The organism is Methylorubrum aminovorans (genome assembly GCF_022179725.1).
Lineage (GTDB): Bacteria > Pseudomonadota > Alphaproteobacteria > Rhizobiales > Beijerinckiaceae > Methylobacterium > Methylobacterium aminovorans.
This window is the reverse complement of record NZ_BPRC01000007.1, coordinates 227,407-238,245: the sequence shown is the minus strand read 5'-3', so window position 1 is coordinate 238,245 and position 10,839 is coordinate 227,407. Positions and strand designations below refer to the sequence as shown.

Below are 10,839 nucleotides of genomic sequence, written 5' to 3'. Positions count from 1 at the left end.
CGATCTGGCGCAGCTTGAGCACCACCTGCTCCGCGCTCGTCTTCTGACCTCGCCGCATGTCCGACTCCTTCCGTTCCGGCTGATCCTCTCAATCAGCCCGGCCCAAAGCCAACCGGTCAGGTCAGAGAAGGACGACCCGCTATTCGTTCCCGTTCCCGGCGCCAATCCCGATTAGAAAGAACGGCGCCCAGGGCTGTGGGGAAGAGGGAATTTTTGCTAGCCGACAAACTTCAGTCGTCGCTGCCGACAATCCACCCTCTCGTACCGACAAACTTCCTGCGTCGGCACATCACATCAATCCTTCACGATCACCTTCGTCCCGATCCGCACGCGGTCGTAGAGATCGACCACGTCCTTGTTGGTCATGCGGATGCAGCCGGAGGAGACCGCCGCGCCCATGGTCTCGGGCTCGTTGGAGCCGTGGATGCGGTAGAGCGAGGAGCCGAGATACATCGCGCGCGCGCCGAGCGGGTTGTCCTGGCCGCCGGCCATGTAGCGCGGCAGGTCCGGGCGGCGGGCGAGCATCTGCGACGGCGGGCGCCAGGCCGGCCATTCCTTCTTGCCCGTGATCGTCTTCGTGCCCGACCATGAGAAGCCGCGGCGCCCGACGCCGACGCCGTAGCGGATCGCCTCGCCGCCACCGAGCACGTAGTAGAGCCGGCGCTGACTCGTGGAGATCACGATCGTGCCGGGCTTCTCCTTGCCGGCATAGGCCACCGTCTCGCGGGGGATGGCCTGCGTTTTGAAAACGTTGATGAAGTCGGCGAGCGGCCCGCTGTCGAGCGGGTTGGCGCGCGCCGGCACGAGCCCGGCGGTCGCGAGGGTGCAGCCGAGCACGAGCATCGCGGCGAAGCGCGGCAGCGCCGAGCGGCGCGGGAAAGATCGGGTCGTCACGACGGGTATCCTCCACGGAAAGGCACCGCCGCGAGCGAAGTCCGGCGGGCCGGTCGACCGCTTTAGGGCGGCCGCTCACGGCAGGAGGAAGGCAAGGGTGTGTGTTACGGGCAACGCTCGTTCCAAATCCTCGGCCTCCTCCGGAGCCCTGTGCCGCCCGGCACATCCGCCGACGGCCCCGCCGTGGTCCGCAGGGGGCGAAGCCAGAGAGGCTGCTCAGGAGAGCCGGCCAGAATGTCGCAGTCGATTGAATGGCAACGTTTCATCCACCACAATGAGGTCATCGTGACCCTCATGCCCCGCCCTGCCTCGCCGGGCCGTCCAGTTGCCGGCCTCCCGACCCGCATCGTCCTGTCCGCTCTGGCCGGGCTGCTGAGCCTGCTCGTCGTCATTGGCCTGCCGGCCGACGGTGCAGCGCTCGGCGGCATCCCGCAGGCCCGCGCCGAGGCGACGTTCGAGCAGCGGCCCGACACGGACCCGGTCGCCACCGTGCGCACCGGACGGGTGATGCTCGAACTCGACGAGATCGCGAGCCATGGGCGCGTGAGCGCGATCCTTCCCGGTCTGGATGGCGCGGATGCGTCGTCCCTCCCGCGGCCGGCTTCCGACCGGAACCCTGCCGCCGCAGAGCCCGGTCCGTTCGAGCGCCCGCCTCGGATCTGATCGGCCGGCCGTCCCGGTCACACGGGAATTCCGAAGGGCTTGAGCGATCGCGCGACGCAATTTGCCGCCGTCGTCGGATTGCCAAACTTCGCGCCCAGGATGCAATGCGACCGCGCTTGGTCGTCCTGCACGGCCGATCACTGATGCTTTCGGCATCCTCGTCCGGGCCCTTTCGATCCGTGATCGTCGTGGCGGCCCGGTGATTGCAACGGTGCGCGAGACCGATCCGGTCTGCGCCCGTCCCCGCGGCGCGGGGTGGCTTCCTTCTCACGAAGATCGCCGCCCGCGTCCGGCCCATCGGCCTGGCGGCCTCGCCGCCGGAAACATGCCGATGCGAACCGTAGAGCCTCGTAGGAGCAACCTCATCGTGACGCCGTCCACCCAGTCGCCCGGCAGCGGGCCCGGTCTCGTCAAGGCCGGCCGCAGCCGTTCCCGCTGGTCCCTGCCGGCCTCTCTCCTCGTCGGCGCCGTCCTTGTCGCCGTCTCGGCCTGCAACGAGCAGAAGGCCGCTGCGCCGGTGCCGCTGCCGCCGCCCGAGGTCAGCGTCGTCAGCGTGCGGCCGCAGCCGATCCCCTACGTCCGCGATCTTCCCGGCCGCGTCGCGCCGATGCGCATCGCCGAGGTGCGCTCGCGGGTCTCGGGGCTGGTGGTCAAGCGCCTGTTCGAGCAGGGCAGCACCGTCAACGAGGGCGACGTCCTCTACAAGATCGACCCGGCGCCCTATCAGGTGGAGCTCGCGAGCGCCGAGGCGGCGCTGGCCAACCGCGAGGCGGCTTTGGTGCTCGCTAATCAGCAGGCCGAGCGACTGGAGACCCTGCTCGCCCGCAACACCGCGAGCCAGGCGCAGTACGACACGGCGTTTGCCGCCAAGAAGCAGGCCGAGGCCGAGGTCGCCGGCGCCAAGGCGGCCCGCGACCGGGCCAAGCTGAACCTGTCCTGGACCGACGTGCGCGCGCCGATCTCCGGCCGCATCGGACGGGCGCTGCTGACCGAGGGGACGCTGATCGAATCCGGTGTGACCGGCGTCCTCGCCACGATCCAGCAGCTCGACCCGATCTACGTCGACATCACCCAGTCGGTGGGCGAGCTGAACAAGCTGCGCCGCGACATCGCCTCGGGCGAGCTCTCCAAGCTCGCCGCCGACACTGCCAACGTCCACCTCATCATGGATGACGGCTCGCTCTACGGCTCGGCCGGCCGCCTGCTCTTCTCCGACGTCACCGCCGACCCGAGCACCGGTCAGGTGACGCTGCGCGTGCAATTCCCCAATCCGCACAACGAGCTGTTCCCCGGCATGTATGTCCGCGCCCGGATCAAGCAGGGCATCGACGCGGACGCCATCGCCGTGCCGCAGCAGGCGATCCAACGCACCAGCGACGGCAAGCCGGAGGTCTGGGTGGTCAAGCCCGACGGCAAGGTCATGCTCCAGCCGGTCGAGGTCGGTCCCGTGGTCGGCGGCAGCTGGCTGATCCGCGAGGGGCTCGAAGGCGGCGAGAAGGTCGTCGTCGAAGGCTTCCAGAAGATCACCGCGGGCATCCAGGTGAAGACCATTCCCTGGAAGACGGAGGTCTCCACCGACGAGGGCAAGCCGATCGACACCGACAGCCACGACACCGACGGCACGGAGAACGGGGCCAAGGACGCAGCGGCGACCGGATCGACCGCACAGCCCGTGGCCCAATACGCCGACTGATCGTCGAACGATCGCCCTTAAGACCGTCCCGCCGGCGGATGACCTGACGTTCGCCGGCTTGAACCCGACACGACGCTACGAGCCCCTTATGGCCCGCTTCTTCATCGACCGTCCGGTCTTCGCCTGGGTGGTTGCCCTGTTCATCATCCTCGGGGGCGCTCTCTCGCTCCCGCTGCTGCCGGTCGCGCAATATCCGGTGATCGCGCCCCCCTCGATCGCGCTGTCGACCGCCTTTCCCGGCGCCTCGGTGGAGAGCCTCTACACGGGTACGACCCGCCTGATCGAGGACGAGCTGAACGGCGCGGCCAACATCATGAGCTTCGAGTCGACCACCGACTCCTTCGGCTCGATCAACATCACGGCGACCTTCCAGCCCGGCACCGATCCGGCGCTCGCCTCGGTCGAGGTGCAGAACCGCCTCAAGCGCGTCGAGGCCCGCCTGCCCGCCGAGGTGCGCCAGAACGGCATCCTCGTCGAGGAAGCGTCGGCCGCGACCCTCAACATCATCACCCTGGTCTCGACCGACGGGAAGATGGACGAGATCGGCCTCGGCGACTTCCTGATGCGCAACGTGATCAACGAGATCCGCCGCATCCCAGGGGTCGGCCGCGCCACCCTCTACTCGACCGAGCGCTCGCTCCGCGTCTGGGTCGATCCGGACAAGCTGCGCGGTCTGTCGCTGACGCCCGGCGACGTCACCGAGGCGATCCGCAACCAGAACATCCAGATCGCCTCCGGCGCCGTCGGCGCGCAGCCGAGCCCGGTCGATCACGCGGTGTTCTCGCCGATCATCGTCAAGGGCCAGCTCAGCACCGTCGACGATTTCGGCGCGATCGTGCTGCGGGCCAATCCCGACGGCTCGAACGTGCGCCTGCGCGACGTGGCCCGGATCGAACTCGGCGGCGACGCCTACCAGTTCTCGACCCGCCTCAACGGCGGCGAGGCCGCCGGCATCTCGGTGACGCTCGCCCCCGACGGCAACGCGCTCGAGACCGCCAACGCCATCCGCGCCAAGATGGAGGAGCTGTCGCAGTTCTTCCCGCCCGGCCTGAAGTGGGACATCCCCTACGACATCACCCCTGCCGTGAAGGCCTCGATCAAGAAGGTCATGATGACCCTGGTCGAGGCGGTGGCGCTGGTCTTCGTCGTGATGTTCCTGTTCCTGCAGAACATCCGCTACACCCTGATCCCGACCATCGTCGTGCCGATCGCCCTGATGGGCACCGTGATGGTGATGCTGCTCGCCGGCTTCTCGGTGAACGTGCTGACCATGTTCGGCATGGTGCTCGCCATCGGCATCCTCGTCGACGACGCCATCGTCGTGGTCGAGAACGTCGAGCGCATCATGAACGAGGAGGGGCTGCCGCCGAAGGAGGCGACGGCCAAGGCGATGGAGCAGATCACCGGCGCCATCATCGGCATCACGCTGGTGCTGATCGCCGTGTTCATCCCGATGGCCTTCTTCCCCGGCTCCGTCGGCATCATCTACCGCCAGTTCTCGATCGCGATGGTGACCTCCATCGCCTTCTCGGCCCTGCTGGCGCTGACCCTGACGCCGGCGCTCTGCGCCACGCTGCTGAAGCCGATCGAGAAGGGCCATGGCCACGCCAAGGGCGGCTTCTTCGGCTGGTTCAACCGGATCGTCGACCGGGAGACGGCCCGCTACGGCCGCGGCACGGCGTGGTGCATCAAGAAGTCGGGCCGGGTGATGGTGATCTACCTGATCCTGGTGGCCGGCACGGCCTTCGCCTTCGTGCGACTGCCCGAGGGCTTCCTGCCGATCGAGGACCAGGGCTTCTTCACCGTCGACATCCAGACCCCGCCGGGCGCCTCGTTCAACCGGACGCAGGGGGCCGTGCGCAAGGTCGAGGAGTTTCTGCTGGCCCAGCCCGGCGTTGCCACGGTGACCACGCTCAACGGCTTCTCCTTCTCGGGTCAGGGGCCGAACCTGAGCCAGGCCTTCGTGACCCTGAAGCCCTGGTCCGAGCGCGACGCGGCGAACTCCGCGAACGCCCTCGTGGCTGCCACCAACGCAGCGCTTGCCGGCTACCGCGACGCCATCGTCGATGCCCAGGAGCCGCCGCCGGTGGACAACCTCGGCAATGCGGCGGGCTTCTCGTTCCGCCTGCAGGACCGGGCGCAGAAGGGCTACTCGGCGCTGGCCGCCGCGGAGGCGCAACTGCTGGCGCTGGCCCGGCAGAGCCCGATCCTCAAGGCGGTGAAGATCGAGGGGCTACCGCCGACGCCTCAGGCCGAGCTCATCATCGACCGCGAGAAGGCGGCCGCGCTCGGCGTGAAGTTCGAGGACATCAACGACGCGATCCAGGTCAACCTCGGCTCGGTCTACACCAACGACTTCCCGAACCTCGGCAAGATGCAGCGCGTCTACGTGCAGGCCGAGCAGCTGCAGCGCATGCAGGCGACCGACATCCTCAACTACGCGGTGAAGAACAGCCAGGGCACCATGGTGCCGATGTCGTCCTTCGCCGACCTCAAGTGGAGCATGGGGCCGAGCCAGATCGTCGGCTTCAACGGCTACCAGTCGGTCCGCTTCACCGGCGAGCCGGCTGCGGGCTACACTTCGGGCGACGCCATCGCCGAGATGGAGCGGCTGATGACGCGGATGCCGAAAGGCTTCGGCTACGTCTGGACCGGCCAGTCGCAGCAGGAGAAGCAGGCGGGCTCCCAGGCCTCGCTGCTGCTGGCCCTCTCGGTGCTGATCGTGTTCCTGTGCCTCGCCGCGCTCTACGAGAGCTGGGCGATCCCGATCTCGGTCCTTCTCGTCATCCCGCTCGGCGTGATCGGCTCGGTGGCGGCGGTGTACCTGCGGGGCATGCCCAACGACGTCTACTTCAAGATCGGGCTCATCACGATCATCGGTCTCTCGGCCAAGAACGCGATCCTGATCGTGGAGTTTGCCAAGGACCTGTGGAAGCCGGGCACCAACATCGTCCAGGCGACGATCGAGGCGGCGACGCTCCGCTTCCGCCCGATCGTGATGACCTCGCTGGCCTTCATCTTCGGCGTGGTGCCGCTGGCGATCGCCACCGGCGCCTCTTCGAAGAGCCAGCAGGCCATCGGCACCGGCGTGATGGGCGGCATGATCTCGGCCACCGTGCTCGCGGTGTTCTTCGTGCCGGTGTTCTTCGTGGTGGTGATGCGCCTGTTCCGGCGCAAGGACGTGGCCGCGGGCGAGAACGCGGAGGCCGCGCCGGAGGACACCCGCAGAGCCGGCCACGGTCACTCGGTGCCGGCGGAGTAGCGGGAGGGACGGCGCGCGTGCTTCGAGGCACGCGTGCCGCGCGCACCTCAGCATGAGGAGCGGGGTGGATTCCATCTCCGTTGAGCCGAGGCAGCGGATCTTGGAAGGTCGGAGACCTTTCCCGTTTCGCCGAGGCTGACTTGACCGCGTTCGTCTACATGCTGCGGTGTGCTGACGGCAGCTACTACGTCGGCTCAGCCCGGGGTGAACCTCTCGACAAACGGTTGGCCGAGCATCAGGCCGGAACCCGTATCGGCTACACCTATCACCGTCGCCCGGTGACACGGGTCTACGCAGAATGGTTCGATCGCATCACCGATGCCATCGCGGCCGAGCGCCGGATCAAAGGCTGGAGCCGTGCCAAGAAAGAAGCGTTGATCGCAGAGGATTGGGACAGGGTGCAATTCCTCGCGAAGCGTTCTTCCGCCAGGATCAGCTCATTCCACCAATCCCCTCATCCTGAGGTGCCGCGAAGCGGCCTCGAAGGGTCCTTCAGGGATCGCGACGGTGTTGGAACGTGCCTCAGCGCCTCAGCACCCGCCGTGCCCCATACCCGAGCGCTGCCCACACGAACGCCGATATCGTCCGCACCGGAAAGAACGTCGGCAGATCGGCCGCCACGGGGGCGGGCCACGGCAGGCCGATCCGTGTGACGAGCCACGCGAACAGCACCGAGATCGCCAGCGCGGCGATCGCCGCGATGAACACCTTGCCGAACTGATCCGCCTTCCAGCCGAGGAAGACCGCGACCGCGATCAGCAAGGGATCGAACCCGGCCTGGATCCAGACCGAGAAGGAATAGACCGGGACGACGGGAGCCGCGTTCACGCCCACCACGCCTTCGGCAGGCTGATCCGCCCGGCCGCGTTCTCGACAACTTGCGCGGCAGCGAACAGCGTCTCCTCGTCGAAGGGACGGCCGATGAGCTGAAGACCGAGCGGCAGCCCCTGCGCGTCGAGCCCGGCGGGCACCGAGATGCCCGGCAGCCCGGCCATGTTTACGGTCACCGTGAACACGTCGTTGAGGTACATCTCGACCGGATCGGCCGACGCCATTTCGCCGATGCCGAAGGCCGCCGATGGGGTGGCGGGCGTCAGGATCGCGTCGATGCCGGAGGCGTAGGCCGCCTCGAAGTCGCGCTTGATCAGCGTGCGGATCTTCTGCGCCCGGACGTAGTAGGCGTCGTAATAGCCCGCCGAGAGCACATAGGTGCCGATCATGATGCGGCGCTTCACCTCGCGGCCGAAGCCGGCGGCGCGGGTGTTCTCGTACATCCCGGCGATGTCCTTGCCGGGGACGCGAAGGCCGTAGCGCACGCCGTCGTAGCGGGCGAGGTTCGAGGAGGCCTCCGCCGGGGCCACGATGTAGTAGGCCGGCAGCGCGTATTGCGTGTGCGGCAGCGAGATCTCGCGCACCGTCGCGCCGGCTTCTCGCAGCCATTCCGCGCCCTGATCCCAGAGCCGCTGGATCTCGGCGGGCATGCCCTCGACCCGGTATTCCTTCGGGATGCCGATGGTGAGCCCTTTCACCCCGCGGGAGATCGCCGCCTCGAAATCCGGAACGGGCAGATCGACGGACGTCGTGTCCCGCGGGTCGTGCCCGGCCATGGAGCCGAGCAGGATCGCGCAATCCTGCACCGTGCGAGCGATCGGGCCGGCCTGATCGAGGGAGGAGGCGTAGGCGATGATGCCCCAGCGCGAGCAGCGGCCGTAGGTCGGCTTGATGCCCACCGTGCCGGTGAAGGCGGCCGGCTGGCGGATCGAGCCGCCGGTGTCGGTGGCCGTGGCGCCGAGACAGAGATGGGCGGCCACCGCCGCCGCCGAGCCGCCCGACGAGCCGCCGGGCACCAGCGGGGCGTCGGAGCCCTGGCGGCGCCAGGGCGAGATCGTCTTGCCGTAGGCGCTGGTCTCGTTCGACGAGCCCATGGCGAACTCGTCGAGGTTGAGCTTGCCCAGCATCACCGCGCCGTCGCGCCAGAGCTGGGATGAAACGTTCGATTCGTAATGCGGCTCGAACCCTTCGAGGATCTTCGAGCCGGCCGTGGTGTGGACGCCTTGTGTGGCGAACAGGTCCTTGATGCCGAGCGGCAGCCCCTCGAGCGGCCGGGCCTCGCCCTTGGCGATCTTGGCGTCCGACACGTCGGCCATCTTCAGGGCGCGGTCGGGGGTCGCGACGATGTAGGCGTTGAGCGCCTGGGCCTTCTCGATCGCGTCGAGATGCGCCTGCGCGATCTCGCGGGCCGAGAAATCTTTCGCCTTCAGCCCGTCGCGGGCCTCGGCCAGGGTGAGTTCGTTGAGTGCCGTCATGCCCGTTCCAGACCTACGCGCCCGGCCCCGCGGGCGTTGTTTCGCCTCCGCGAGGAGCCGGTGAAGCCGCTCCGACGATGCCGAGAAATCTTACTCGACGACCTTCGGCACGAGAAAATAGTTGTCCTCGGTCTCGGGGGCGTTGGCGACGATGTCGCTCGCCCGGCCGCCGTCGTTCACCACGTCCGCGCGCTTCTTCATGCGCATCGGGGTGACGGAGGTCATCGGCTCGACGCCTTCGACATCGACCGCGCCGAGTTGCTCCACGAAGGCGAGGATCGCGTTGAGCTCGCCCTGCAGCGGCGCGACTTCCTCGTCGGCCACCGCGATGCGTGCCAGATGCGCGATGCGCCGTACCGTTTTCTCGTCGACCGACATGCCGCCTTGCCTGCCTCGGGCGGGAAAGCGCCCAACAAAGAGCCTCGCCCGGAATGCGCCGGGCTATAGCACCCGCCTTCGCGCAGGGGCAACGCCGATGGCGGTCGCGCCTCAGGCCGCTCAGACGATGACGTGGCCGTAGGTCGTCGGCATGTCCACGCTGATGCCGGGGCGCCGGTAGCGGTCGGCGTTGTAGGTGCCGACGACGAGGATCTCCAGCGCCAGCATCAACATCAACGCGTGCCGCCGCGAGAAGCGGCCTGGTCCGGGACGGGCGGCGGGCGGCATGGGATGGGACGGCTCCGGTGTGGTTAACGAAGTCTTAACACCGCTTTCCGTTTCCCGCTCCCTCCCGATGAGGGCAACCGTCCGGCTTGGTTAACGGCACGGTGGACAAGTCCGCGCGGGCGGGCGTAAGCCCCTGTGTCATCGGGGATGCAGGGAGACCGGAGCATGTGGGACAGCGTCTTCCGGGAGCTGAAGCCGGGCCTGACTTCGGGCGAGGCGGATCTCGCCCGCGCCGAGGCGGAACTCGGCTTTCCCCTCCCCCAGAGCTACCGAAGCTTCGCGCAGAGCTGCGGCGCCGGACGGATCGGCGGCCATCTGCGCATCTTCACCCCGGTTCCGGTGGAGGCGGCCGATCTCAGCTCGCGGGCGCACCTCATTTCCCACGGCGTCGCGCTCGCCCTCGACGGTCTGCGCGACGAGGGTAGCGACGAGCCGCACCGCTTCACCATCGAGGGTGACGCCGATGCCGGGCTGATGGAGCGGGCCTGCTTCTTCGGCCAGACCGAGCGGGGCGACTTCCTGTTCTTCGACGTGACGCCGGGCTTTCCCGAATACGATATCTGGGTGCTGTGCGCCGATCTGGAGCTGGTGCATTTCGGCGGCGCCGACCTCGCTACCTTCCTGCGTGGTCTTCAGGGGCTCGAAATCCTGCACATTCTCGGCGACGGCGAGGGGCCGCTGCCTGCGACCTTCGAGGGCGACGACGCGGCGGCTCTCGAAAAGCTCGGAGCGAGCGCTTCGTGAACCGCGAGGAGATTGCGGCCTTCGCCGAGGCGTCGTCCGGTGCGCCGCGCCTGATCGGGCTCGACCTCGGCACCAAGACTATTGGGCTCGCGCTTTCCGATGTCGGCCGGCAGATCGCCTCGCCGCTGGAGACCATCCGGCGGGTGAAGTTCACGCCGGACGCACAGCGGATCGTGGCGCTCTGCGCGACCCATGCCGTCGGCGGCCTCGTCATCGGCCTGCCCCTCAACATGGACGGTTCGGAAGGACCCAGGGCGCAATCGAGCCGGAGCTTCGCCCGCAACTTGAAACCGCTGCTGCCGCTGCCGATCCTGTTCTTCGACGAGCGGCTTTCCACCGCCGCCGTGACCCGAACCCTGCTCGAAGCCGACGCATCGCGGGCCCGCCGCGGCGAACTCGTGGACAAGCTCGCCGCCGCCTACATCCTGCAGAGCTGCCTCGACGTGATGGGCGGGCTTCTGGGTGCGGTGGAGGAGGCGGACGAGGCAATCGACGGTCGCTGGTCGCGAGAACAGCTGTGAGTGAGGCCCCTTGCGCAGCCTGATCCAATCCTCTGCCTCATCCTGAGGACCCTTCGAGATCGCTTCGCGGCACCTCAGGGGAGGCGGTCG

General features: G+C 68.1%; 10 protein-coding genes and 1 pseudogene. 6 read left to right on the top strand and 5 right to left on the bottom strand.

The window, feature by feature from the left end; all coding sequences use genetic code 11:
• Positions 1–294 precede the first annotated feature (294 nt).
• A complete protein-coding gene (locus MFF24_RS12595; protein WP_238224732.1) occupies positions 295–894 on the bottom strand; it encodes a L,D-transpeptidase in 600 nt (199 codons plus the stop codon).
• 294 nt (positions 895–1,188) lie between these two features.
• Between MFF24_RS12595 and MFF24_RS12590 the strand changes: the two genes are divergently transcribed.
• From MFF24_RS12590 to MFF24_RS12575, 4 genes and pseudogenes are all read left to right on the top strand, one after another.
• Positions 1,189–1,557 carry a hypothetical protein gene (locus MFF24_RS12590; protein ID WP_238224743.1) on the top strand — a complete coding sequence of 123 codons (369 nt, stop codon included), beginning with the start codon at positions 1,189–1,191 and terminating at the stop codon, positions 1,555–1,557.
• Between the two features lie 367 nt (positions 1,558–1,924).
• Positions 1,925–3,250, top strand: coding sequence for an efflux RND transporter periplasmic adaptor subunit (locus tag MFF24_RS12585; protein ID WP_133091518.1), 1,326 nt, complete (start codon positions 1,925–1,927; stop codon positions 3,248–3,250).
• 88 nt (positions 3,251–3,338) lie between these two features.
• A complete protein-coding gene (locus MFF24_RS12580; protein WP_238224730.1) occupies positions 3,339–6,512 on the top strand; it encodes a multidrug efflux RND transporter permease subunit in 3,174 nt (1,057 codons plus the stop codon).
• 140 nt (positions 6,513–6,652) lie between these two features.
• Positions 6,653–6,943: pseudogene (locus tag MFF24_RS12575) on the top strand (GIY-YIG nuclease family protein); the annotation flags it as partial.
• A 91-nt stretch (positions 6,944–7,034) separates the two neighbouring features.
• On the opposite strand, the gene MFF24_RS12570 reads toward MFF24_RS12575, so the two are convergent.
• The 4 genes from MFF24_RS12570 to MFF24_RS12555 all read right to left on the bottom strand — a co-directional run bounded on the left by MFF24_RS12570 (position 7,035) and on the right by MFF24_RS12555 (position 9,484).
• Positions 7,035–7,340: a hypothetical protein gene (locus tag MFF24_RS12570; RefSeq protein WP_133091521.1), complete on the bottom strand. Its 306-nt coding sequence runs from the start codon at positions 7,338–7,340 to the stop codon at positions 7,035–7,037.
• A complete protein-coding gene (gatA, locus tag MFF24_RS12565; protein ID WP_166060021.1) occupies positions 7,337–8,818 on the bottom strand; it encodes an Asp-tRNA(Asn)/Glu-tRNA(Gln) amidotransferase subunit GatA in 1,482 nt (493 codons plus the stop codon). Before gatA ends, MFF24_RS12570 begins: the two co-directional genes overlap by 4 nt.
• A gap of 90 nt (positions 8,819–8,908) precedes the next feature.
• Entirely contained in the window at positions 8,909–9,196 is a 288-nt protein-coding gene (gene gatC, locus MFF24_RS12560; RefSeq protein WP_108941144.1) for an Asp-tRNA(Asn)/Glu-tRNA(Gln) amidotransferase subunit GatC, read from the bottom strand.
• A gap of 120 nt (positions 9,197–9,316) precedes the next feature.
• A complete protein-coding gene (locus tag MFF24_RS12555) occupies positions 9,317–9,484 on the bottom strand; it encodes a hypothetical protein (protein WP_162940561.1) in 168 nt (55 codons plus the stop codon).
• A 165-nt stretch (positions 9,485–9,649) separates the two neighbouring features.
• Between MFF24_RS12555 and MFF24_RS12550 the strand changes: the two genes are divergently transcribed.
• Both MFF24_RS12550 and ruvX read left to right on the top strand, forming a co-directional pair.
• Positions 9,650–10,228: an SMI1/KNR4 family protein gene (locus tag MFF24_RS12550; RefSeq protein ID WP_238224728.1), complete on the top strand. Its 579-nt coding sequence runs from the start codon at positions 9,650–9,652 to the stop codon at positions 10,226–10,228.
• The gene (gene ruvX, locus MFF24_RS12545) at positions 10,225–10,749 is read left to right on the top strand and encodes a Holliday junction resolvase RuvX (protein WP_238224726.1); all 525 of its coding nucleotides are present in this window, start codon (positions 10,225–10,227) and stop codon (positions 10,747–10,749) included. Before MFF24_RS12550 ends, ruvX begins: the two co-directional genes overlap by 4 nt.
• Positions 10,750–10,839: the final 90 nt, after the last annotated feature.